The organism is Pseudomonas serbica (assembly GCF_028823535.1).
Classification (GTDB): Bacteria; Pseudomonadota; Gammaproteobacteria; order Pseudomonadales; family Pseudomonadaceae; genus Aquipseudomonas; species Aquipseudomonas serbica.
The window spans coordinates 201,845-225,598 of the sequence record NZ_JAQIYM010000008.1 but is presented as its reverse complement, the minus strand read 5'-3'; the positions used below and the strand labels follow the sequence as shown (position 1 = coordinate 225,598).

The following is a 23,754-nucleotide window of genomic DNA, read 5'->3' as shown; positions in this document are numbered from 1 at the left end:
AACGTCCTCAGAGGATTTTATCGTTGGCGATAGTGAGGGTGAATTCGAAGAGGTCTTCGGCCAGGTGGCCGAAGTCGGCGTAACGCGGATCTCTGGTTTCACCGAGCAGGTGGCGGCGGTGCAGTTGTTGAAACACTACCGCCAGTTTGAACATCGTCAGGACCCGGTAGGGCTTCAAGTCTTCCAGGCCGCGTCCGGTCAACGCGCTGTAGGTATTAGCGACGGCTTCACGATTTGCAAAGCCCGGTTGCAAAGTCGGCATTTGCGCCAGACGGTGCATGCAGGAAGGATCGTCCGGTTCGCTCCAATAGCTCAGGAGCGTGGCCAGATCGAACAGCGCATCACCCTGGGTGCCCATGTCCCAGTCAACGATGGCGCGGGGCTGCAGGGTTTGCGGATCAATCAGAATGTTGTCCAGCTTGAAATCGTTGTGCAGCAAAACCGGTTTGCCCGCTGCAGGGTCGGGGGCATCGGTCAGCCATTGAGCGAGGGTTTGGGCAGGGCAGCTCAAGCTGCCATTGGCAATCAATTGCGCGCGCTTGATCCAGCCAAGCGTATTGCGCCTGAAGAAGCCTTGCGGGTGACCGAGCGCTTCCAGCCCAACACTGGCGAGGTCGACCGCATGCAATTGCGCGAGCGTTTCCACCAGCATATTTGACAGTTGATGGCCTGTGTTTTCGGTCGCAGGCAGTGGCTGGATGCTGTCCCCGCGCAAAGAAAGTCCGGCGCGATAGTCGATCAAAAGAAACGGCGCACCGGCGATGGCGGCATCAGAACAGAAGTGATGGCTGCGCGGAGCCAGTGCGAATGTTCTCCAGAGTCGAGAAAGGATCCGGTGCTCACGCTGCATATCGTTAGCGCCCGGCGGTAACGGACCGGCTGGAGGGCGACGCAGCACCATCCAATTGTGGTTGATGCGAACCAGGAAATTCAGGTTCGCCAGCCCCCCCGACAATTGTCGAGGAGCGACCCCGGGATCCATCTGCAAACGATGGCCAGCGAGATAGCGTTCGATGGTTGGCCAATCAAGCGCCTGGCTTGCCAACTCTGGCCTCAGTGCAACGCCCTCGGGATATTGACGCCGGACAGTGGGAGTAAATCCGATCTCGACCATAACTGCTGTCTTCCAGATGTTGAGCTTGGAAGAATTATTGTCGGACCGAAAAATGAACGTCAAGCGATATAATCACCAGTTGCGCATGTTTGCGATACCGATTAAGAATAGTGTCGGACTGAAAATGCGATTAACGGAGAGCGGACATGCTCGGCAATATCATAGGTTGGGCTCACACCCCCTTCGGCAAGCTAGCGAATGACACGCTTGAATCGCTGATTACTCGGGTTACCGTGGACGCTTTGGCACATGCGGGTCTTGAAGCTCGGGATGTGGATGAGATTGTCATCGGGCACTTCAACCAGGGGCTGGATCCTCAGGGATTTCCGGCGTCGCTGGTACTGCAGGCCGACCCCGGTTTGCGCTACAAGCCTTCGACAAGAGTGGAAAATGCCTGCGCCACGGGTTCGGCAGCGGTAAGACAGGCATCCAGCCTGATCAAGTCCGGCCAGGCGAAGGTGGTTCTGGTGGTTGGCGTCGAGAAGATGACTGCGGTCGCTGAAGACGTCGTGCGCAAGGCGCTGGTTTCGGCCAGTTACGTAGCCCAGGAGGGCGGCCCCGAGGCATCGTTCGTCGGGTTGTTCGCGGGTATCGCCCAGCAGTATTTCGCCCGCTATGGCAATCAATCCTTGGCACTTGCCCACATCGCGGCAAAAAATCATCGAAATGGCAGTCTCAATCCATTGGCTCACTTGCGTAAAAACCTGGACGTGGACTTCTGTCACCAGGTGTCCACCGGCAACCCTTATGTCGTTGCTCCGTTGCGTCGCACGGACTGCTCGCTTGTGTCTGACGGGGCTGCGGCGTTGGTGCTCGTCAGCGACGACATGGCGGCACGAACAGAGCGGGTGATCAGCATTCGTGCGCTCGCACAGGTCAATGATTACCTGCCAATCAGTCGCCGAGACATCACCCGCTTCGAGGGCGCTGCCAAGGCCTGGCAAGCTGCGCTGGGCATGGCCGGGCTGGCGCTCGACGACCTCGATTTCGTTGAAACCCATGACTGTTTCACGATTGCCGAACTGATCGAATATGAAGCGATGGGGCTCACCCCGCCAGGTCAGGGCGCCCGAGCCGTTCTGGAAGGATGGACAGAGCCGGGTGGGCGATTACCGGTGAATCTGTCCGGTGGCTTGAAAGCCAAAGGGCATCCAATCGGCGCGACCGGAGTGTCCATGCACGTCATGACTGCCATGCAGCTGGCCGGCGAATCACCCGGCCTGCAACTGGCCGATACACCGCGGCTGGGCGGAATTTTCAACATGGGCGGAGCCGCCGTGGCCAATTACGTCAGCATTCTCGAACGTACCCGATAAGCACGGCTGACGCAGCCGATCAACGCAGGAGACTGGAATGGGAGACAGGGTGGCCTTAGGCCCTTTGAATTACGTGCGCGTAAAACGGAGCGAACGAGTCGGATGGATCACGCTCGAACGTCCCGAAGCAATGAATGCGTTGAACACCCAGATGATTCTGGAAATTTCCCAGGCGCTGGATTGTTTTGAAGAAGACGAAAGCATCGGCTGCATTGTCTTGACCGGCAGCACCAAGGCTTTCGCTGCGGGGGCAGATATTCTGGAAGCGCTCGATCAGGAATTCCCGCAAACCAGCGTCAATAATTTTCTCGGCGAATGGGACCGAATTGCCCGCTGCCGTAAGCCCATGATCGCTGCGGTGGCCGGTTATGCGCTGGGCGGAGGCTGCGAAGTGGCGATGATGTGCGACTTGATCGTGGCCGCGGACAACGCCAGTTTCGCGTTGCCGGAGATATCTCTGGGGTTGATACCCGGTGCGGGCGGAACTCAACGTCTATCGCGCTGGGTCGGAAAAGCAAAAGCCATGGATCTGTGCCTGACGGGCCGTCGGATCGGTGCTGAAGAAGCCGAGGCTATCGGACTGGTATCGAGAGTGGTGCCCACGGGGCAGTTGCTGGATGAAGTCAGTGCGATCGCGAAGAAAATTTCCGAGCGTTCGTTACCGAGTTTGTTGCTCCTTAAAGAGTGTGTGAATCGAGCGTATGAAACCGGATTGAGCGAAGGGCTCGGTTTCGAACGTCGCACGTTTCACTCGTTGTTCGCGACTCAGGATCAGAAAGAAGGTGCCCGCGCATTCGTTGAGAAACGATTGCCAGTCTTTCGGCATCGCTGATAGGCAATAAGACCTCTGTTAAAGCGAACAGGCCGGATCTTCAGATCTGGCCTGACGGTTTCGCACGTCTGCAAACCGAGTGTGTTTATTCATATCCGACGTACCCATAACAAAAATACAGGTATACAAAACATGACTCCGAGAATGAATGTTGTCTGCTTGACGGGCATAGTGGCCGCGCTTCCGGCCTTGGCCCAAGCCGACTTCCTCAAAGACAGCCGCTTGAATTTCAGTACCAAAAACTACTATTTCAATCGCGATTACCGAGACGGCACGGGGCCCTCCAAGGCCGAGGAGTGGGCGCAAGGTTTTGTTATGAAATACCAATCCGGTTATACCGATGGGCCGCTCGGGTTCGGACTGGACGCAATCGGTATGCTCGGCATCAAACTTGACTCGGCGCCTGAGCGTTCGGGTACCGGAATACTGGCGCGCCAGGCTGTTTCCGATGATCCAGGCAAGCCCTACGCCAAACGCGCTGCTGATGACTATTCGAAGTTGGGATTGACGGCCAAGGCGCGCCTCCTGGACAGCAACGAACTATTCGTCGGTAGCCTCCAACCCGCAGGCATAGCGGTGATACAGCCAAACATCAGTCGTCTATTCCCCCAGACTTTTGAAGGCCAGCAACTGACCAGCAAGGCCATCGATAACCTGACGTTGAACCTGGGCCATATCAGTCATGTGAAGCAACGCGACTCTACCGATTTCGAAAAAATGGGAATCACCAGCCAATCCGGACAGTACGCCAGCGCGGCGCGCTCTGACGATTTCAAGTTTGTCGCGGCCGACTATCAAATCACCCAGGATGTGCTGGCGAGTTTGCATTTCGGCCGACTCCAGGACATTTACCAACAAGGTTTCGTGGGCCTCAAATACAACACGCCATTGGGCCCTGGTCGTCTATTGGGAGAGCTACGCTACTTTGACGGCAGCGACGCTGGCGCGGCACTGGGAGGCCATGTCAATAACCAGACGCTCAGCACCAATATCGGCTATTCCATAGACGGTCATACCATCAGTGGCGGGTATCAAAAACTGTGGGGCGATACAGCCTATCCGTTGATTGACGGCACGGTCAGTTACCTGTTCACGGAGTTGCAGGTCAGTAATTTCTCCCGCGCCAGGGAACGCTCCTGGCGCGCGCGTTATGACTACAACTTTGCCGCTTCGGGGTTGCCTGGGCTGACGTTCACCACGGTTTATGTGCAGGGTGACCAAGCCAGGGTGGTGAACATGAATCAGGAAGGCCAGGAGTGGGAGCGCGACACCTACATAACCTATGTCGTGCAGGACGGTCCGCTGAAGAATGTCGGAGTGCAATGGTTGAACGCGACTCAGCGCTCCAATTACACGCGCAACACCGATGAAAATCGCTTGATTTTCAGCTACAGCCTGGCTTTGAAATAGCACTGCACACAAAACAAAGCCGTCTTTTAGACGGCTTTGTTTTGTAATGAGACAGGCGTGATCAGACGCGAGATTGTTCACCCTCTGCCAAATAGACCTGCATGATCCGCAGGTTTTTGTCAGTCACACGGGTAGGGAAAACCTCACTCAAACGGTCTTCGTGTACTGGGATGACTCGCTTGACTTCATAGTCAACCGCTTTGAGCATTTCCTCAGTGGCCAGCACCAGATTGGTGTTGCTGTTTTGCGCCAGGCCAACGGGACGGTAGTCTAGCGTTCCACTGATATCACTGTTGATGATTTGCGGATTGGCCACCATGTTGTCGTAGACGTAAACAAGGTCTCCGGCCAACACCCAACTGTTATGAGCGATCGCTGCCAGATCGTTGCGCACATGTACCCACATGCAGCCGAAGGTGTGGCTGTCGAACGCAACGCGTAGATCAATGCCAGGCGCTACATCTTCCATTTCTCCATCTACGCAAATCAGCCGTCCTTGGCGGGCCAGTTCCACTGCACGAAGAATATCCGAGGGGTCAAGCCCCGTGCGCGTCCAGCTCAGTCGATCCGGCAGGGCCATGGCCCAGATCCATTTCGACAGTTCTCGTTCCTGAAGGTAGAACCGCGCATTGGGGAAAGCATCGGTGTTACCGAAATGGTCAAAGTGGGCGTGTGTGACAAACACAGTATCGATGTCTTCGGGCGTCACATCGCACTGAGCCAGAACCTCTCGCGCGGAATGCCAGTTAGTCACGCCAAACTGCCCAGCCAAGGCTTGGCCGTAGTCACGATGGTTGTAACCGACGTCCACCATAATGGTCCGGCCATTTCCCTTGATCAGCACGTAGCTGTACGGCAACTTTCGAACACCTTCGTTATGGATGCCGTATTTGATACCGCTGACTGGAAAGTCGGGGATGTGGGCGTATTCGAGAATCCAGATCGAGTAGGGGGACATGACAGCCTCTTTTATTGGTTTTTGATTGACTGTGGTTTCACTGCTGCGAACAACAAAAACAGGTGTTTTGCAGGTCCACCGGCATAAGCCCTGAGTGCGGGATGGCGATGCAGCGCAAGAGTGCGTTGGCCTTGTTGAGTTCGCTCAGCCACCCAGGGGCGCGCGTTTTGAAAGCAGCAGCGTTATTGATGTTGCGATGCAGGGCCCGAGAGAGGTCAAGCAGTTTTCTGGCCGCAAGTGAAAGGTGTTTGAAATGCGTTAACCCCATAGGCGGAACCTTGAGTTGGTTCAGCAAATCCAGGGTCTCGATCAGCGCCTGTTCCGGGGTTTTGGCTAATTGCGCGTAGGTGGAAAAGCCATTGCTGGCATGCCCGAGAATTAGCAATCCAGCCATTTGCGCAATGACCCGGTTTAGCTGCCCATAAGGATGTTGGATCAAGGCGATGTAACGATTGAGCTCATCGGCGAAGTGCACCACCGAGCGGTCTGACGGGACGGGTATAGGCTCAACCGCTACATCGCCGAAGGGGGCCAGGCGACCCTCCATACAGTCCTGACTGAATGACAATGAGTAAGGCGAGTCTTGAGAACGCAGTGCATCAAACATGGGGGGGCTCTCTTATTGTAATCCGCTTGAGTATTTGAGCGGCCCGGCCCCTTGGCAAACGCATAAAACTGATCACAGCTAATCGACTGGCTGATGGATACCCAAGGGTTGTTCCTGTGAACAAAATTCACATCCGGTGTGAAGAAACCGGCGTATCCATGGATTCAGAGATGTAATAGTTTAAGCCCATGTGCTCCCACAGCCACCTGCACCGCGGTCGAAACTAATAAGAGAAGGAGGAGAGATCTGGACAACTATTCCCAAATGCTCGCCTTCATCCGAGCGGCCGAACATGGCAGTTTTTCCGCGGCGGCCCGTGCCGGCCATCTGACCCCCTCGGCCGTCAGCAAGCTGATTTCACGACTGGAAGATCGCTTGCAGGTGCGATTGTTCGTGCGAAGTTCTCGGGCGCTGCTGCTGACGGAGGAGGGTGTGGCGTACCTCAAAAGTGCGCTGGCCGTGGTCGATGCCATGAGCGAGGCGGACTCGCTGGCCGAGCGATTGCCCACCAGGGTCAGTGGCATGCTGCGCGTGCATACGATGACCACGTTCGCCAAGCATCAGATAATGCCGTGGCTACCTGAATTTCTCGCCACTTACCCGCTCCTTGATGTGGACATTCAGCTGGGGCCACAATACATCGATCTGTTTGAGCAAGGCGTGGATGTGGCGATTCACAGCGGGTTCCTGCCTGACTCTTCCCGCGTGGCGCAACGCCTGAATGACAATGAATGGATTGTGTGCGTTTCACCCGAGTACCTGGCGATTCATGCGCCTCTGCTCCATCCGCAGGACTTGCTGGAGCATCAATGCTTCGGGTTCAGTTTCGACAGTCAGTGGAGCGTCTGGACTTTTCGCGACAATGGTCGCTTGATCAAGGTGCCTTTCCGCAGTCGCGCATCATTTAGCCAAGGGGATCTTCTTAGAGATCTGGCGTTGCAAGGGGCGGGCGTCGTCAAGTTGGCCGGATTTCATATTGGCGAGGATATTCGTCAGGGTCGCCTCGTGCCTGTGTTGTCCGACTTTTATACGGGCACAAAAGAATCTGTCAGTCTGATCTACGCAAACCGCAAATATTTAAGCCCGCGAATCAAAGTATTTAATGAATTTCTCAGTAGTCGCGTCAAAGGTCTGTGCTGGACGATTACATAACACCTTTAAGTAAGATAATTTTTCTTGCCCTGTTGTTTAAGCTGTATTGATTGAGCGCGCGCTCAATAGTTATCAAGTTGCACATTTGCTGCGGACTTGATGGTGTCTGCGATAGCGATAGCGATAGCGATAGCGATAGCGAAATCTGGTGAATCTCTGACCGTGAGGTTGAATAAAAATGACTGTACAAGAACAAAGTTTGGCAAGGCCTGTGATGACTTCTCATCGTGGTGATCGATCCAAGGTGCCCTATCAATTCGACCAGCCGGCGGGTATGCCAGCCGACTTTTTGCTGGCGGGTGCGCTTAATCTCGACTGCGATGAACGTGAGTGGGTACCCCAGGCTGAAGGTGTGTGGTTTCGGCCATTGATTCTGAGCCTGACTGGCGGCTACTTCGTCAATCTCACCCGGGTGCGGCGCTCAGGTGTGCTGTCCCGTCACCGCCATGGTGGGCCGGTGCACGCGTTTACTTTACGGGGCCACTGGCATTACCTCGAACACGAATGGGTGGCCACCGAAGGGAGCTACGCGTTTGAACCACCAGGAGAAACCCATACGCTGGTAGTCCCTGAAGAGGTCACCGAAATGATTACCTTGTTTCATGTGACCGGCAACTATGTCTATGTAGATCCCTACGGCAAGGCGCTGGATTACGAAGATGTTTATACGAAACTGGAAAGTGCCCGTCAGCATTATGAAAATGTCGGGTTAGGCGCTGACTATGCCGATCGTTTCATTCGTTGATACCTGACACGCATCAACTGTACACCGCGAACTCTAAATGAATTTACGAATTCGCATTGTTCGCGGATACCAAGCATTTCAAACTTGCGTGAATTTTACCCTGCTTGCGCAGCGAGCAATAATTTTTGAAAACCATGTCGCAGGGTATTAAAAGCGCGGCCCCGAGTTTGACGCGACGAAATCTTTCTTGCGCACTTCCAATAACAATATTTGCAGGAGATTCGATCCATGCAACTCCAATCCTCCGTCGCTCAAGGCGCCATGGCGTTCATCGATGACAACGATCCTGTTTACCGAAAAATTGCCTGGCGGCTCATGCCGTTTCTGTTCGTCTGTTACGTGTTCGCCTATCTGGACAGGGTGAACGTCGGGTTTGCCGCATTACATATGAAAGCCGACCTGAGTTTCTCCGACGCGGTCTACGGCCTGGGGGCGGGTATCTTTTTCTTCGGTTACGTGTGCTGTGAGATACCCAGCAATTTGTTGATGAAACGTTTGGGGGCCCGGGTCACTATCGCCCGAATCATGATCGGCTGGGGCTTTGTGTCGAGTTGCACCATGCTCGTTCATAGTCCCACCTCGTTCTATCTCATGCGCCTGTTGCTCGGCGCTTTTGAGGCCGGCTTCGCTCCGGGGGTATTGCTGTACTTGACGTTCTGGTTTCCACCGGCCCGACGGGCTCAAATGGCCGCGATTTTTCTCTGCGGTTCAGCTATCGCTGGCGTTGCAGGGGCGCCGTTGTCAGGGGGTATTCTGGATGCGTTCCATGGGATTGCCGGGCTGCAAGGCTGGCAATGGCTGTTTGTCATAGAAGGGGTTCCATCCATCGTGCTGGGCCTCATCGCACTGGCGTTGCTCTCCGATGGCCCGAGTACCTGCAAGTGGCTCAGGCCCGAGGAAAAGGTCAAAGTAATACAGCATTTGGCGAGTTTCCAGCCGGCAGTCGATAAAGGTTTCCTGGCCGCTCTGCGAGAACCTTCGATCCACTTGATCGCGTTGACCTGGTTCACCATCGTTTGTGGTCACAACGCCGTCAACTTCTGGATGCCTATGATGTTGCGTGAAGCAGGCTTGACCACCGCGACGCAGATCGGCATGTGGGCTGTCGTGCCTTACTCCATCACCACGATCGGAATGATCCTGATCTCACGACATTCCGATCTGCGACTCGAGCGGCGTATTCATATTTCTGCGTGTTCATTGCTGGCGGCGGTAGGTTTTGGGATGTTGCCATTTGTTCAGGGCCATTTTGGCCTGAGTATTTTCGGGCTGACACTGGCAGCGCTCGGTGTGTTCTCTGCAATGCCGATCATCCTCGCAATGCCAATGAGCTATCTGCCGGCCGGCGCCACCGCCGGGGGGATCGCTTATGTGAACACGATCGGGATGCTGGGTGGTTTTGTCGGGCCTTACATGATGGGCGCGATCAAGACGGCTACGGGCAGTTTTGCGAACGGGTTGTTCGCCGTTACCGGACTGTTGTTGATCGGAATATTGATCATGACCTTGATGGTACGAACTCCTCGCCTGGAACCTGTGCTGGATGCGCGAGTACCTGCCGCATAAAGCGAAGAAAATAGTGTGTGACATTGCCTGCTCGCGATGTGATTCGTTAGATAATTCGTCGAGTGATTACTCGGCGATTTAACTATTTCGTTTGTACTCGCAGGGGCGGAGAGGGGCTTGCTCTTGTTTTTATAATGCAAGCGGTGAGGCGTAAGGAGCAGTGGTCGTTTGATGCGCGGGGGTGGCCGTTAACCGCCGATGGCGTCGCAATCTGTTGACATCGAAAGGTATTCAAGCCCTTTGATGTGTCCTCTGGAGTCGCGGTAGATCATGGTGACGGGGGCTGCATTGCACTTATCCGCCGGGGTCGTAATCGAAATCACACTGGCGATGTCCAGGGACATTGCATAGCGATACGATTCAATTTCTACATGGCGTTCATCTGTTGACTGATCCGCCATGACTGTGGAACAGAACACCAGAACTGCCAATGGAAGCAGGTTTTTCATTGCAATAACCTCGTTGATCGAGACTCCCTCCGTACGTTGCGTGGACGAAACCGAGGGAGGTAAGTCGGGTGTTGAAGCGGCGATTCGACCTTAGAGACCGATAACGTCGCGATGAACCTCAAGCGCATTGCGCTCTACCCAGTTGTGCGCCAGCAGACCGTCTGAACGTACTTCCCAAACTGCAGTGCCGAGCATTTCGAAAGGTGTGCTACACGAGCGAGCCCCTATGAAGCCCTTGTTCTTGCCGGTGAGTTTCCACCGTGAGGCCACGCGAGTACCTTCGTTGTTCTGGAACGTCTCGATACTGCCAAATGTGAAGTCTTCGATCTTCGACAGAAAGACTCCGATCCACTCAATAAAGGCCTCACGGCCGACGACATCGACCCCGCCAGAGGTAATGACAAAGTCTTCAGCAACAAAGCGCGCAGCGGCCTGCGGATCTTTCGCCTGCCAGACTTCGCGCCAGAAGCTTTCAACAATTTCTACAGCTTTATTGTCAGGCATTTTCTATCTCCTGGAATTTGGGCTCGGCGTCCCATTCAGTGGTGACGCCGGATTAATGGGTGAAACGTCCCTAAGGGATGATCACAAGTACGATGTTCGGAGTTTGCTATCTATAATTCAAACGCATAAAGTTAATGGCATCTAGTTGATAGGCGAATTCATCATGCAAGCGGGCGACGTTGATATCGATTTGCTTCGGGCGTTTATCGCAGTCGCAGAAACGGGAAGCTTCACGGCGGCGGCCGAGGTGATTGCACGATCGCAATCAGCGGTGAGTCAGAAAATCATCCGATTGGAAGAAGTACTTGGCATGCGCGTTTTCGAGCGCACCAGTCGTGCATTGACCCTGACCCCGGAGGGCGAACGTCTTCTGGTTGGCGCACGCAAAATGATGGTGCACTTTGACAATTTCGTCCGTGAAATCAGGGAGCCAGAGGGGGTGAATGTCCTGCGTCTCGGCATCTCCGAGAACCTGGTGCCTACCCAGTTGCCACGACTGCTCTCACGGTTCAGCAAGCTCTATCCGGATATTCAGCTGGAACTCACCACGGGCCTCAGCAACGACTTGTTGGCGGACCACGAGGCAGGACTGCTGGATGTGGTGATCGCTAAACGCAAGATCAGCGCCACGGCCCAGCGAGGCAGAATCATCTGGCGTGAACCACTGGTCTGGATTGCCGCAAAGGATTATGAAATTGAAGCATCGCGGCCGGTGCGCCTGGTGATGATGCGACCTCCATGCGCGTACCGCGCGATCATGATCGAGGCGATGGCTTCAGTAAGGCGCGAGTGGACTTCGGCCTGTCTAGCCAGCAATCTGATTGGAGTTCAAGCAGCCGTAGCAGGCGGGTTGGGTATCACCGCCCTTGGCACTTCATTTCTGCAGGAAGGCATGAGAATTATCGAGCCTTCGGAAAAACTGCCAACGCTGCCCACCACTGAAGTGGCGGTGATCGGCGATGATGTTCGCACTCAGCATTTAGTCCAGCCATTGGTGTCGTTACTGACTGAGGGGCTTATGTCCGGCACTAGCCTGACCTGACATTCCAGGTTTCATCCTTCTTGATCGCGTCTGCGAAGGGCGCCTTCAATGCTGATCTTGCAATAGCGCGATCAACGCCTTCACGCAGCCGGGCAAGGCTTCTATGTCACGAACCAGGATGCTGCGTTCGCGAACGACCCAAGGCTCGTCCAACGATAAAATGGCCAGATTCATGGTTTTACTGTTACGGATGGCGGCCGACTCCGGTATGACACCAATGCCGACACCAGCCTCAACCATTCGGCAAACGGCCTCGAAGCTCGACAACTGAATTCGCCATACCAGGGTTTCACCCAACAACTCGGCCTGGTCACGGACAAACGCCTGGAGCGTGCTGCCTTCTTGCAAGCCGACGTGATGGAACGCCACAGTGTCACGCAATTTTATGTGTTTGCGCTGTGTCAGTTCGTGCTCTTTAGGTACCACAAGCACCAGTCGGTCTGTACTGAAGTGCAACACTTGAAGTTTTTTCGCCGCAACAGGGCCGGCAATGATGCCGATATCCGTTGAGCCATCAAGCACCCCTCGGATGATGTCGCGCGATAGGCGCTCCCGTAAATCAACCGTCACACCAGGGCGTGCAGCGAGGAATCCTGCCAGCAGTTCCGGAAGAAACTCAGTGACAGCAGTTGTATTGGCGAAAATGCGAATGTGTCCGGAAGAATCGGTGCCGAATTCGGCGAACTCGGTTTTCAAGTAACCGACCTGACGCATGATCAATCGCGCATGCTGCAAAAGCTTCTTCCCGGCGTCCGTCAGATCGACACCCTTGCTGTCGCGATATAACAAGTGGCTGTTCAACTGCGCTTCCAGCGCTTTGATCCGCACGCTTGCCGCGGCAGGCGAGATGAAGGCTCGTCGCGCCCCCTGAGTCAGACTGGAGGCTTCTGCGATGTGTATGAACAACCGCAGATCGGTCAAATCAAAGTGCATCGGCAAAGCCCTTTTCCTACCAGCTGAAGCGTTAATTTTGTATTAACGCCGGGTTAAATAAAAGCAGATTCACAGAACGCCAGGCCACTCGCATTATCGGCTTCGACCGAATAATCGAGGACGCACATTTCATGAGTAATCAGGACCTCAGCGCTTGGCTTGGCAAGACTGAAAGGGCGGTGGATGATCTGGCATCAGGACTGCTCAAGCGCGTAGCGGCAACTTTTGGTGCGCAGCCGATAATGCCCGGCGCGCCGCTTCCAGCGTTGTGGCACTGGTGCTTTTTTCAGGACCCCGTGGCCGAGTCTGGCCTGGGGGCAGACGGACATCCAGCCCGCGGCGGTTTCCTGCCTCCTGCCGACAATCGCAATCGAATGTGGGCCGGCAGCCGCGTCGAATTCTTTCAATCGCTACTTGCCGGTATTGAGGCGTCCCGCCTCTCGACCGTCACGCATATCGAAGAAAAAGTCGGGCGCAGCGGCCAGTTGTTGTTCGTGACGGTAAGGCACGAGTTTTTCCAAAACGGACACCTGTGCATTCGCGAAGAACAGGACATTGTGTATCGCGAGGCCAGCGCACCGAATCTGGCACCCGGCAATGCAGTGCCGGCAGCCCAGTGGAATGAATCCGTTTCTCCTACCGCCGTACTGTTGTTCCGTTATTCGGCCATCACGTTTAACGCGCACCGTATTCATTACGACGTTCCCTATGTCGTGGACGTTGAAGGCTATCCCGAAAAAGTCGTCCATGGCCCACTCATAGCCACACTGAATCTGCATGCATTTTTACGCGCCCACCCCACTGCACAACTGCGCACCTTCAGCTTTCGTGGCGTACGCCCATTGATCGCTCCCCAACTCTTTGAAGTTGGAGGAACACTAGTTGAATCCAACCACGCGCATTTATGGGCGAGCAATGAAAGCGGGATCGCGCAGGTCGCGGATCTGATTTTTGACTGAGTGAGCCAACACACTTGCTGGCATTTGAGAGTGATTGCAATGCAAAACAAAAATGAAGAACTCAACGCAATTCGGGAAGGTGTACAGGCATTGTGCGCGGAGTTCGACGGCGCTTACTGGCGTGAGGTCGATGAGCGCAAGGGCTTCCCGGAAGCGTTTGTCAAAGCACTGACTGCCGCCGGATGGTTGGCCGCAATGATTCCTTTGGAATATGGCGGATCTGGCCTGGGGTTGGCCGAAGCCTCGGTGATTCTCGAGGAGGTCAACCGTTGTGGCGGTAACTCCGGCACCGTGCACGGGCAGATGTACAACATGTTTACGCTCCTGCGTCACGGTAGCGAAGAGCAGAAAAGTTACTACCTCCCCAAAATCGCTGCAGGTGAACTGCGGCTGCAATCCATGGGGGTCACTGAGCCCTCTACGGGGACAGACACCACGAAGATCAAAACGACGGCCGTTCGCAAGGGCGACAAGTATGTAATCAATGGGCAGAAAGTCTGGATCTCGCGCATCCAGCATTCCGACCTGATGATCCTGCTAGCGCGGACCACGCCCCTGGCGGAAGTGAAAAAGAAGTCAGAAGGCATGTCGATCTTCCTGGTCGATCTGCGCGAAGCCATCGGAAACGGCCTGACTGTCCAGCCGATTGCAAACATGGTCAATCATGAAACCAATGAGTTGTTTTTTGACAATCTGGAATTGCCGCTCGACAGCTTGATTGGGGAGGAGGGAAAAGGATTCAGGTACATCCTTGACGGCCTGAATGCCGAACGGACGTTGATCGCCGCAGAGTGCATTGGTGACGGCCGCTGGTTTATTGAAAAAGCCAGTGCCTATGCCCGGGATCGCGTCGTTTTTGGGCGCCCGATCGGACAAAACCAAGGTGTCCAGTTTCCAATTGCCGAAGCGCATATCGAAATCGAAGCGGCCGATCTCATGCGCTGGCGTGCTTGTGAAGAGTACGACAGCGGCATTAACGCCGGTGCCAGTGCCAACATGGCCAAGTACCTCGCTGCAAAAGCTTCTTGGGAAGCCGCCAATGCCTGCTTACAGACCCACGGAGGCTTCGGTTTTGCCTGTGAGTATGACGTTGAACGCAAGTTCCGCGAAACACGCCTTTATCAGGTCGCCCCGATTTCCACCAACTTGATCTTGTCGTACGTAGCCGAGCACTTGCTCGAGCTGCCTCGCAGTTTTTAAGGGAGTCAGCCCATGAGCCATACACAACAATTAGCGAATTTTCTCGCTGATCTTAATTATTCCCACATCCCCGACAACGTGTTGAGCCGCACAGAGGAACTGTTTCTTGACTGGCTCGGCAGTGCGTTTGCGAGCCAGGGCGCGCACCCGATCCCGCTGTTTGAACGTTACGCAGAAACAATGGGACCGACGCAAGGCAAGGCCATAATCCTCGTCAACGGTCGCAGCACTTCCGCGTACTTTGCGGCGTTGGTCAATGGCGCTTCGTCGCATCTGGTTGAGCAGGACGATTTACACAACAGTTCGGTACTGCACCCTGCAACCGTCGTATTTCCGGCGGTGTTAGCCGCCGCGCAAGAGCATGGGAAGTCGGGCCGTGACTTGCTTTTAGCGTCGATTGCGGGCTATGAAGCAGGCATCCGCATTGGTGAGTTTCTGGGGCGTTCGCATTATCGTATTTTCCACACTACAGCGACTGTCGGGACCTTGGCGTCGGCGGTTGGGGTGGGCAAGTTGCTTGGATTCAACCAAGAGCAATTTATAAATCTTCTGGGTACCGCCGGCACTCAAGCGGCCGGGCTTTGGGAGTTTTTGCGCGATGCCGCCGACTCCAAGCAACTGCACACGGCTAAGGCAGCCGCAGATGGTTTGCTCGCGGCCTATTTAACTCAAGACGGGCTTACCGGAGCGCGCAATATTCTGGAAGGCGATCAAGGCTTGGCTGCTGGAATGTCCAGTGATGCCGATCCAGGCAAATTGTCGAATGGCTTGGGCAGCCGATGGGCATTGCTTGAGACCTCTTTCAAATTCCACGCCTCATGTCGACACACCCATCCTGCTGCTGACGCACTGCAGAACGTGATGCGTGAACACGAGCTTACCCATAAAAACATTGCCAAGGTGGTCACCCACGTCCATCAGGCGGCCATTGATGTGCTGGGGCGCGTAGTAGTGCCCAAGACTGTCCATCAGGCGAAATTTTCCATGGGAACGGTCTTGGGTTTAATCGCCGTTCACGCAAAGGCAGGGTTAACCGAGTTCGATCGTCTGGCGCTGACCGATCTGGATGTCGCGAGTTTTGCAAATAACGTCAGCATGGAACTGGATCAGGAAGTCGATCGCGCTTACCCGCAGCAGTGGCTCGGTCGAGTACAAGTCACCACAACAGATGGCCGGGTGTTTCTCGGCAAATGCGATGAGCCTAAAGGTGATCCGGGTAACACGCTGTCTCGCCTCGAACTGGAAGAAAAATTTCGTAGATTGCTGGGGTTTTCTCAAGCACGAACCTCCGACCAGATCAATCAGCTGATCGAACGTATCTGGGCGCTGCAGTCCACCGACAACCTGTCGACACTGTTGGAGTAGTCGTTGATGAATCAGAACAATAACGCAACGCGTCCGTTGGACGGGATCACGGTTGTCAGCCTCGAGCACGCTATTGCAGCGCCATTTTGTACGCGCCAGTTGGCGGATATGGGCGCGCGAGTGATCAAAATAGAACGACCCGAGGTTGGCGATTTCGCTCGCGGGTATGACACCCGGACCAACGGCTTGGCGTCCCATTTTGTGTGGAGCAATCGCTCGAAGGAAAGCCTCGCGTTGGACGTCAAGGCAGAAGGGGCGAGCCGTGTACTCGACGCTTTACTTGCCAAGGCCGACGTCCTGGTGCAGAACCTGGCACCCGGCGCGGCTGCGCGAATGGGGTTGTCGTTTGAAACGCTGCGCGTCCGGTATCCGCGGCTTATCGTCTGCGACATCTCGGGTTACGGGGAGGGCGGGCCTTACTCGGACAAGAAAGCGTATGACTTGTTGATTCAAAGCGAGAGCGGCTTCTTGTCGGTCACCGGTGGTGCCGGCGAGAATGAGATGGCCAAGGCCGGGTGTTCGATCGCCGACATCGCTGCCGGTATGTATGCCTATAGCGGCATATTGTCCGCGTTGCTATTGCGCGGACGCACCGGACTTGGCAGTCGGGTCGATGTCAGCATGCTTGAAAGTCTTGCTGAATGGATGGGCTTTCCAATGTATTACGCCTACGACGGTGCTCAGCCGCCACCACGTGCCGGCGCCTCTCACGCTACCATTTATCCCTACGGACCGTTCCCGGCCGGTGACGGGGGAGCGGTGATGCTCGGTCTGCAAAATGAACGCGAATGGGCGACTTTCTGCGACCACGTGTTGCTGATGCCGAGCCTGAAACTCGACGAGCGTTTCTGCGCCAACGTCAAGCGCTCTGCCAATCGCAAGGTTTTACGGCAGATCATCGTAGATACCTTTGCCGATCTGAAGGCAGCGGAAATTGTCGAGAGGCTGGACCGCGCGCAGATTGCCAGCGCCAACGTCAACGATATGGCCGGATTGTGGAACCATCCACAACTAAAAGCGCGCAAACGCTGGGTACAGATTGACAGCCCCGCAGGGTTGCTTCCAGCAATGCTGCCTCCAGGCATCAACAGTGCGTTCGCTCCTCGCATGGACCCTGTCCCCGCGCTGGGCGAGCACAGTGAAGCCATTCTTGAAGAGCTCGGTTATACGGCCGAATCTATTGCGCAAATGAAGCGGGGGGCAGTGATATGAGTGGACGAAACTTACCGTCGGTGATCACTGCGTTGTTTGTTCCAGGGAGTCGACCGGACCGGTTTTCAAAGGCGCTGGCTTATGGCGCAGACCGGGTAATTGTCGATTTTGAAGACGCCGTTGAGGAGTCTCTCAAACAACAGGCTCGCCACAATCTGGCAGCGTTTCTGCGTAGTCATCCGAAAGCGCAAGTCATGGTGCGCATTAATGCGCCCGATCATTGTGAGCACGCCGCCGATATTGACTTCTGCGCGGCGCACTCAGGTGTTATCGGCGTGATCTTACCCAAAGCCGAGTCGGTTGCTCAGGTCGAGGCACTCCTGCGTTGTGGCAAACCCGTATGGCCGCTGATTGAAAGTGCCAGGGGCCTGCTTGCGCTGCAGAGCATCGCAACGGCCAAAGGTGTTGAGCGCTTGAGTTTCGGGGGCCTGGACCTGGCTCTGGACTTGGGTATGAAGGGCGCTGAAGAAAGCGCAACGATCATGGATCAGGCTCGTTTTCAGCTGCTGTTGCACAGCGTGAGCGCGGGCCTGGCGCCGCCGATCGACACCGTGTTTGCCAATATCAGTGATTTGCACGGGTTGTCTCTGGCAGCACATCGCGCACGGGGTATGGGGTTTGATGGTTTGCTGTGCATACATCCTGCTCAGCTGACAGTGGTCGCAACGGTGTACGCCCCTGCGGCGCATGAGGTCGAGTGGGCTCGCAACGTCCTTGCTGCGGCTGAAAAGGAAGGGGGTGCGTTTCGTTTCGATGGACAGATGGTTGATGCGCCCGTGCTGCAGCGCGCTCGTCAGGTACTGGCTCATGCAAACTAATCGGAAATTTTGCTTCAAATGCCGAACGATCTTGCGCAAAGTGCTTCTCTGATTGAGCAAGTTGCTTGCCTATGCATAGCAAGTGGGCATGGGCGGTGACGCATGAACTCGCGCCTTAAAGAACGGCCGGCGTTGTGCGACTTGGCAAATGCTCGAACAAGGCTACAGCACCATGTCCATGCGCACATTTACTACCATTTTCCCAGCAAATGGGAATTGCTTGAACAGGTGCTGACGTTGGTGTTGCAGGAGCGACTCGACGCGTGGCAAGCCTTCAAACCGAACCCACCTTGTGCCACGCGGAGCGCAGATAAGTAACCACGTCGGCCACGTCCTGGTCGTTCAGCACGGTGCGAAAACCGGGCATGGAGAAGGGGGGGGGGCCTTTAAGGGTGACGTTGATCAACGAAGATGGATCCGGCTCCAGCACACTCGCCAGGTATTCGCCGGTATTGGCAAGCGTACAGTCGGTGACTGCGAATGCAGGCGCAAGTATTCCTTATCTGGCGTTGACAAGGTCTACTCTGCGGATGTGCGCTTTAGCTGGAAATTCGGCACGGCTGCTTATGCCCTCTGCAAGAATGCCCAGGAAAGCTTTTTCCAGACGGTTGTGCGTGGGTCACACTAAACCGCGAGGATTCAGCATCCAACGCTACCAGTGCAGGGCAGCAGTGAATTCGGACTACACACCACTTGAACACAGGAACTTGAGTGGTATTTCAGCCGTCATCTTATTGCCGCCGGGTGCTTGCACAACGGTGTTATTTCGAGCGCCATGAATGGGAACAACGGCAAAGCGCTCAGGATTGCGTGAAGCTCGTCGATACTGTCGACATCGAAAACACTTACGTTTGCCCACTTTCCAGCCACACGCCATAGATGTAGCCACTTCCCTTGGTGCTGTAATTCTTGCGCTTGCTTGACCTCTAAGGCGCTGAGGTTTCGAATCGTTTCCTGATCCGCGTCATGCGGAATGTTGATCTGGATGTATACATGAAACAGCATAGGTATCTCCTGTCTGAGGGCGCATGTACGCCGATCAGCATTTGTTTACAAACCGGTCAACCTTTATCGTCGTTCCGCGGCAGACGAGGTGGGCAGGGTGGATTTCATTACAGAAGAAAGTAGAGGATGGTTCAACTGATTTTATGGCGTTGGAAGATTGAGAAAAAACCAATCGTTAGTGAGGTAACGGAACGAAAAAGAGCCTGGAAACGGGCGGGGATAAGCATCTGAAACCACAATCGCGACATTATTGCCGGGGTTTTTCTTTGGGAAATCATTTAGCAGATCCACTCGCTTGGCGTCGCTGAGGTTCATTATCAACGCTCAACGCTTGTGAAAATTTGCACATGAACTCCGCGCTCGTGGGCATATGTAAATCAAAGAGCACTGTTTATGCTGCCTGCACTACGGGAATTTATGCGGAGTGTTACCGATGAGTATCGAAGTGAAAGCTGACAACACGCTGGGCGTTATGCGGGCCGCTTGGGTAATCACGGCAATATTTATACTTTCCAATGCTGCAACACCGTTATATGGAATTTGGCAGGATGAATTAGGGTTTGCGTCGGGAATACTGACTGTTATTTTCGGATGTTACATTCTCGGGTTGTTAATGACGTTAATTGTTGCTGGTCAACTTTCGGATCACTATGGGCGCAAAGCAATGTTGCTGCCATGCATTGTGATAGCCCTCGCAGCCGCAATGTTATTTGAGGCGGCTCAAAGCGTCTTCGTCCTGATGCTTGCGCGCTTCCTGACAGGCGTATCAGTGGGTATCGTTGTCTCTGCGGGTATGGCCAATGTAGTTGAACAGACCTCTTCCCATCGTAAGCATTTCGCGTCGTTAATGGCCTCTGTTGCCATGGTCGCAGGTGCGGGCTCGGGACCTTTGCTAGCGGGGGTAATAGCCCACTACTGCGCTGATCCGATTCGCCTGGTCTTCAACACTGAAATCCTGCTGTTGTTGCTCGCGCTGGTCGCCGTTCTTCGCCAACCCCATCGCAAGTTGGGTGCAGGAACGTTCCGTCCCAAGCTTCCCTCTATACCAAAGCAGAGCATCGGCATTGTCTTGCTGGGCGTGACCTTTTTCGGGCCCGGGATCACAGCTACGTCTTTTGTGCTTTCGTTGGGACCGAAGATGCTCGCGACATTTTTACATACCAATCAACCCCTCCTGAGCGGTGTGATGGCGTTTTTCATGTTTCTTACCGCGGTGTTCGTGCAATTTGCGATGAAGCCATTCAGCGTTAAAAAGATGTTTTTGCTCAGCGGGCTCTCGACGATTTCAAGCATGCTGGGTCTGTGGTTTGCACTGCACTTTGGCTCTGCGGCGTGGCTTCTGGTAGGCGCTTTGTTTGCCGGAGCGGGTCAAGGTCTGGGGCAATTGGGCGGGTTGACGCTGATTGCCGATAATGTGTCGGCCAATCGTCGAGCTGAGGCGAATGCGATATTCAATATCGGCGGTTACATACCAGCAGGCATCATTCCAGTAGCCACGGGTTTCCTCATTGAATTTTTTGGTTTGGAAATGGGAGTGACTGCCTTGGCTTGTTTTATTGCCAGCAGTGCTCTGCTGGCCCTGGGCAGCTTGGCAAAGTCTGCGAAGGTCGCTTGATCGAGTGATGTTCATTTCCACAAAAAAAAGCGGGAGGCAACTCCCGCCTTTTTTATTCAACCTGTCCCGTCCTGGATAAGGTTTAAACCTTCTTCTCTGTGATCTAACACCGACTGAACCAAAGCAGTGATTTATAACTTTGCTCGTTACCTTGCCCAAGCTCCCTAGATTCACCCGGGGATGCGAAAGCTGTGGTCTCTGCCTGCGCAATCAATCCAAAAAAATCCCAGCATTGAAAGTATTCAATGTTTGTTCACCCTGAACCCAGAATGGGTGAAACCGCTTTTGGTCTTCATTGTCTCGCTGCGACGTTCATTGGCTGAGAGATTGCTCGGTTATTCATGCAAGGTCTGATTTGGTGGACGCGTAACGACTTATTCGAAATATGGAAAGTCGGTATAGCCCTTCTCACCGTCGCGTGTATAGAAGGTGTCATGATGAGCTTCAGCGAGCGGCCAATTGTTTGACATGCGATCCACCAAATCAGGATTGGCAATGAAAGGTCTGCCGAAAGCTATCAGGTCTGCCCAGCCGTCATCCAATGCCGCCTGAGCCGCGTGTTTATCAAATCCTCCACACCAGATCAATGTTCCCTGAAAGGCTTCGCGCACCTCGCGCACCAAGTCGTCACTGAGATTGATTTCGTTAAACTCACTGTCCACCGTGTTGCCCGCAGGTAGCGGTTGGTAAACGACATGCAGATAGGCAATCTCACGGCGATTCAACTCGCTGCACAGGTACAGCAATGTTTCTTCAACGAATGGATCAGACGGCATGCTATTGAATTTTCCGAAGGGGGAGACGCGAACGCCGACCTTGCCGGCCCCTAGTTCCCGAATCGCTATATCGACCACATCCAGCAGCAGACGCGTGCGTGTTTGCGGTGTCTGCCACCCGAACTCATCAGTGCGCGTGTTAAGGGTCGAGTTCATGAACTGATCGAAGAGATAACCATTGGCCCCGTGAATTTCCACTCCATCAAACTCGGCAGCCTTTGCGTTCCTGAAGGCGAGGGTGAACTCATCGAGCAGGCCTGCGACCTCGTCGGTCTCAATCTTGCGCGGAGTATCCGCGGGAACGAAAACCGCCTTGCCGGTACTGTCGTAGATAAATACTTCGGATTGTGCTGCCCTCTCATCGGTCGCACCACGTGGTGCCTCTCCGTTAGGTAGCATTGTGTGATGGGCCATTCTGCCGACATGCCAGATTTGCAGAAAAATCGTTCCGCCGCGCAGGTGGACTCGGTCGGTAACCAGGCGCCAACCTTGGGTCTGCTCCGCTGTATAAATGCCAGGAGTGCAAGCATAGCCCTTGCTAAACGCCGAGACATCGGTAGCTTCCGTAATGATCAGGCCAGCGCTCGCTCGTTGCGCATAATAGTCCGCCATCAGCGCATTGGGGACGTCTCCGCTGGAGGTGCGCGATCTGGTCATCGGGGCCATGACGACGCGGTTTTTCAGTTTGCGGGTACCTAGTGCATAAACCTTGAACAAGGAGGACATCTGAATTATCTCCAAAGTGGACTGGAGAACCAGATTAGTCAGCGCTTATTCTCCTATCTACACACCCTTTGGTATGCAAGATTAAATCGCCCTATGACCCTTACAAAATTGCTTCCCCGGCTACCCATCGAACGAACCCTTGGAATCATTTCAGGACGCTGGAAAGCAGTCATCATCCATGTATTGCTGGAGGGTCCCAAGCGAACGTGCGAGATAGAGGCTCAAATTACCGGCATCTCGCAGAAAGTCCTGATTCAGCAGCTCAAGGCGCTAGAAGAACACGGTATTGTTTCGCGAAAAACTTCTCTTGAAGAGCCGCAACGCGTCGATTACTCATTGACGCCATTGGGATTGAGTCTTCAACCGCTGATTTCGTCGCTTCAGGATTGGGGCCAGCAACATGCGCAAGAACTGGGGGACACCCATCGACTGATGTCGTGCGACGCGGTCGTGCGTTCGCTTGATGACCAGCGCTAGTGCGAGTCAAATATCGTTCTAAATGGAGAAAGCAGCTAGAGACCTACCGTTCATCAAACCTGAGGAGAGCATCATGCTGTTCCATGTGAAAATGACCGTGAGTTTGCCAGTCGACATGAACCCAGAACGCGCCGCCCAGCTCAAGGCCGATGAGATGGCCTTGGCCCAGCGCCCGCAGTAGCAAGGGAAGTGGTAGCACGATGAGGATCCATCATGACCAAGATTGCCATTGTTACCGGTGCAAGCCGGGGGCTCGGCCGAAACACTGCACTGAGCATCGCTCGCCACGGCAGTGACGTCATTGTTACTTATCAGAGCCGTGGTGAAGACGCTGAGGCTGTCGTCGCAGAAATCAAGGCCTTGGGGCGCAAGGCGATCGCCTTGCAACTCGATACAGGAAAAATTGCTGGTTTCGCGCCATTCGCTGAGCAGCTTCAGAAGGCATTACGCGAGATCTGGCAGCGCGAAACATTCGATCATCTGGTGAATAACGCTGGTCACGGTGATTATGCTCTGATCGAACAGACCAGTGAGGAGCAGTTCGACGGGCTGGTCAACGTCCATTTCAAGGGTGTTTTCTTTTTGACTCAGACGCTGCTGCCATTGATCGCCAATGGCGGCCGTATCATTAACCTATCCTCCGGGTTAACGCGGATTTCCTTTCCAGGCTATGCCGCTTATGCAGCCGTCAAGGGGGCGGTCGAGGTACTTTCGGTGTACATGGCCAAGGAGTTGGGTGGCCGTGGTATCGCGGTCAACACAGTGGCGCCGGGCGCAATCGAAACTGACTTTGGCGGCGGCGCCGTCCGCGACAATTCTGAGGTCAACAAATTGTTCGCGGATATGACCGCGCTCGGCCGCACCGGGCTACCGGACGATATTGGACCGATGATCGCGAGTTTGTTGTCGGAGGACAATCGCTGGGTTAACGCTCAGCGCATTGAAGTGTCCGGAGGCCAAGGGATATAAGTGG

At 54.6% G+C, this 23,754-nt stretch carries 25 protein-coding genes and 1 pseudogene; 16 read left to right on the top strand and 10 right to left on the bottom strand.

Going from position 1 to position 23,754, the window contains the following annotated elements:
- Positions 1-7: 7 nt before the first annotated feature.
- On the bottom strand, positions 8-1,114 hold the full coding sequence (locus NQL71_RS15110; protein ID WP_274642931.1) for a phosphotransferase family protein: 1,107 nt from the start codon (positions 1,112-1,114) through the stop codon (positions 8-10).
- Positions 1,115-1,260: 146 nt separating this feature from the next.
- On the opposite strand from NQL71_RS15110, the gene NQL71_RS15105 reads away from it, so the two are divergent.
- The 3 genes from NQL71_RS15105 to NQL71_RS15095 all read left to right on the top strand — a co-directional run bounded on the left by NQL71_RS15105 (position 1,261) and on the right by NQL71_RS15095 (position 4,672).
- Complete coding sequence (locus NQL71_RS15105; protein WP_274642930.1) at positions 1,261-2,430, top strand: acetyl-CoA acetyltransferase; 1,170 nt, start codon at positions 1,261-1,263, stop codon at positions 2,428-2,430.
- 37 nt (positions 2,431-2,467) lie between these two features.
- Complete coding sequence (locus NQL71_RS15100) at positions 2,468-3,262, top strand: enoyl-CoA hydratase-related protein (protein ID WP_274642929.1); 795 nt, start codon at positions 2,468-2,470, stop codon at positions 3,260-3,262.
- A gap of 132 nt (positions 3,263-3,394) precedes the next feature.
- The gene (locus NQL71_RS15095) at positions 3,395-4,672 is read left to right on the top strand and encodes an OprD family porin (protein WP_274642928.1); all 1,278 of its coding nucleotides are present in this window, start codon (positions 3,395-3,397) and stop codon (positions 4,670-4,672) included.
- A 61-nt stretch (positions 4,673-4,733) separates the two neighbouring features.
- Here NQL71_RS15095 and NQL71_RS15090 read toward each other — a convergent pair whose 3' ends face one another.
- Positions 4,734-5,630 (bottom strand): N-acyl homoserine lactonase family protein, encoded by an 897-nt coding sequence (locus tag NQL71_RS15090; RefSeq protein WP_274642927.1) that lies wholly within the window; start codon positions 5,628-5,630, stop codon positions 4,734-4,736.
- A 37-nt stretch (positions 5,631-5,667) separates the two neighbouring features.
- The gene (locus NQL71_RS15085; protein ID WP_274642926.1) at positions 5,668-6,237 is read right to left on the bottom strand and encodes a hypothetical protein; all 570 of its coding nucleotides are present in this window, start codon (positions 6,235-6,237) and stop codon (positions 5,668-5,670) included.
- Between the two features lie 264 nt (positions 6,238-6,501).
- Here NQL71_RS15085 and NQL71_RS15080 point away from each other — a divergent pair, with 264 nt between their 5' ends.
- The 3 genes from NQL71_RS15080 to NQL71_RS15070 all read left to right on the top strand — a co-directional run bounded on the left by NQL71_RS15080 (position 6,502) and on the right by NQL71_RS15070 (position 9,700).
- The gene (locus NQL71_RS15080) at positions 6,502-7,389 is read left to right on the top strand and encodes a LysR family transcriptional regulator (RefSeq protein WP_274642925.1); all 888 of its coding nucleotides are present in this window, start codon (positions 6,502-6,504) and stop codon (positions 7,387-7,389) included.
- A 178-nt stretch (positions 7,390-7,567) separates the two neighbouring features.
- Entirely contained in the window at positions 7,568-8,134 is a 567-nt protein-coding gene (locus tag NQL71_RS15075; RefSeq protein ID WP_274642924.1) for a 2,4'-dihydroxyacetophenone dioxygenase family protein, read from the top strand.
- Between the two features lie 261 nt (positions 8,135-8,395).
- Entirely contained in the window at positions 8,396-9,700 is a 1,305-nt protein-coding gene (locus NQL71_RS15070) for an MFS transporter (protein WP_274642923.1), read from the top strand.
- A gap of 188 nt (positions 9,701-9,888) precedes the next feature.
- Here the strand turns inward: NQL71_RS15070 and NQL71_RS15065 are convergent, their stop codons facing one another.
- Together NQL71_RS15065 and NQL71_RS15060 are read right to left on the bottom strand one after the other, a co-directional pair.
- Positions 9,889-10,149, bottom strand: coding sequence for a DUF2790 domain-containing protein (locus NQL71_RS15065; protein ID WP_274642922.1), 261 nt, complete (start codon positions 10,147-10,149; stop codon positions 9,889-9,891).
- Between the two features lie 90 nt (positions 10,150-10,239).
- On the bottom strand, positions 10,240-10,653 hold the full coding sequence (locus tag NQL71_RS15060) for an ester cyclase (RefSeq protein ID WP_274642921.1): 414 nt from the start codon (positions 10,651-10,653) through the stop codon (positions 10,240-10,242).
- A 163-nt stretch (positions 10,654-10,816) separates the two neighbouring features.
- On the opposite strand from NQL71_RS15060, the gene NQL71_RS15055 reads away from it, so the two are divergent.
- Complete coding sequence (locus NQL71_RS15055) at positions 10,817-11,695, top strand: LysR substrate-binding domain-containing protein (RefSeq protein ID WP_274642920.1); 879 nt, start codon at positions 10,817-10,819, stop codon at positions 11,693-11,695.
- 45 nt (positions 11,696-11,740) lie between these two features.
- Here the strand turns inward: NQL71_RS15055 and NQL71_RS15050 are convergent, their stop codons facing one another.
- On the bottom strand, positions 11,741-12,628 hold the full coding sequence (locus NQL71_RS15050; protein WP_274642919.1) for a LysR family transcriptional regulator: 888 nt from the start codon (positions 12,626-12,628) through the stop codon (positions 11,741-11,743).
- Positions 12,629-12,759: 131 nt separating this feature from the next.
- Here NQL71_RS15050 and NQL71_RS15045 point away from each other — a divergent pair, with 131 nt between their 5' ends.
- Genes NQL71_RS15045 through NQL71_RS15025 form a run of 5 tightly spaced genes read left to right on the top strand, consistent with a single transcriptional unit; the run spans position 12,760 to position 18,182 of the window.
- Positions 12,760-13,587 (top strand): HTD2 family dehydratase, encoded by an 828-nt coding sequence (locus NQL71_RS15045; protein WP_274642918.1) that lies wholly within the window; start codon positions 12,760-12,762, stop codon positions 13,585-13,587.
- A gap of 39 nt (positions 13,588-13,626) precedes the next feature.
- The gene (locus NQL71_RS15040) at positions 13,627-14,787 is read left to right on the top strand and encodes an acyl-CoA dehydrogenase family protein (RefSeq protein ID WP_274642917.1); all 1,161 of its coding nucleotides are present in this window, start codon (positions 13,627-13,629) and stop codon (positions 14,785-14,787) included.
- Positions 14,788-14,799: 12 nt separating this feature from the next.
- A complete protein-coding gene (locus NQL71_RS15035; RefSeq protein ID WP_274642916.1) occupies positions 14,800-16,152 on the top strand; it encodes an MmgE/PrpD family protein in 1,353 nt (450 codons plus the stop codon).
- Between the two features lie 6 nt (positions 16,153-16,158).
- A complete protein-coding gene (locus NQL71_RS15030; protein ID WP_274642915.1) occupies positions 16,159-17,364 on the top strand; it encodes a CaiB/BaiF CoA transferase family protein in 1,206 nt (401 codons plus the stop codon).
- Positions 17,361-18,182 carry an HpcH/HpaI aldolase/citrate lyase family protein gene (locus NQL71_RS15025; RefSeq protein WP_274642914.1) on the top strand — a complete coding sequence of 274 codons (822 nt, stop codon included), beginning with the start codon at positions 17,361-17,363 and terminating at the stop codon, positions 18,180-18,182. The genes NQL71_RS15030 and NQL71_RS15025 overlap by 4 nt, the downstream gene beginning before the upstream one ends.
- 274 nt (positions 18,183-18,456) lie before the next feature.
- Here the strand turns inward: NQL71_RS15025 and NQL71_RS36680 are convergent, their stop codons facing one another.
- From NQL71_RS36680 to NQL71_RS15015, 3 genes are all read right to left on the bottom strand, one after another.
- Entirely contained in the window at positions 18,457-18,612 is a 156-nt protein-coding gene (locus NQL71_RS36680; protein WP_343228877.1) for a c-type cytochrome, read from the bottom strand.
- A 296-nt stretch (positions 18,613-18,908) separates the two neighbouring features.
- On the bottom strand, positions 18,909-19,187 hold the full coding sequence (locus NQL71_RS15020) for a muconolactone Delta-isomerase (RefSeq protein ID WP_274642913.1): 279 nt from the start codon (positions 19,185-19,187) through the stop codon (positions 18,909-18,911).
- A gap of 141 nt (positions 19,188-19,328) precedes the next feature.
- Positions 19,329-19,502 carry a hypothetical protein gene (locus NQL71_RS15015; protein ID WP_179092138.1) on the bottom strand — a complete coding sequence of 58 codons (174 nt, stop codon included), beginning with the start codon at positions 19,500-19,502 and terminating at the stop codon, positions 19,329-19,331.
- A 118-nt stretch (positions 19,503-19,620) separates the two neighbouring features.
- On the opposite strand from NQL71_RS15015, the gene NQL71_RS15010 reads away from it, so the two are divergent.
- Positions 19,621-20,802, top strand: a complete 1,182-nt coding sequence (locus NQL71_RS15010) for an MFS transporter (protein WP_274642912.1) — start codon at positions 19,621-19,623, stop codon at positions 20,800-20,802.
- Positions 20,803-21,176: 374 nt separating this feature from the next.
- Here NQL71_RS15010 and NQL71_RS15005 read toward each other — a convergent pair whose 3' ends face one another.
- The gene (locus NQL71_RS15005; RefSeq protein WP_274642911.1) at positions 21,177-22,304 is read right to left on the bottom strand and encodes an alkene reductase; all 1,128 of its coding nucleotides are present in this window, start codon (positions 22,302-22,304) and stop codon (positions 21,177-21,179) included.
- A gap of 93 nt (positions 22,305-22,397) precedes the next feature.
- Between NQL71_RS15005 and NQL71_RS15000 the strand changes: the two genes are divergently transcribed.
- From NQL71_RS15000 to NQL71_RS14990, 3 genes and pseudogenes are all read left to right on the top strand, one after another.
- Entirely contained in the window at positions 22,398-22,781 is a 384-nt protein-coding gene (locus NQL71_RS15000) for a winged helix-turn-helix transcriptional regulator (RefSeq protein ID WP_077183530.1), read from the top strand.
- 73 nt (positions 22,782-22,854) lie between these two features.
- Positions 22,855-22,959, top strand: a pseudogene (locus tag NQL71_RS14995) (muconolactone Delta-isomerase family protein); the annotation flags it as partial.
- Positions 22,960-22,994: 35 nt separating this feature from the next.
- Complete coding sequence (locus NQL71_RS14990; protein WP_274642910.1) at positions 22,995-23,750, top strand: SDR family oxidoreductase; 756 nt, start codon at positions 22,995-22,997, stop codon at positions 23,748-23,750.
- Positions 23,751-23,754 lie beyond the last annotated feature (4 nt).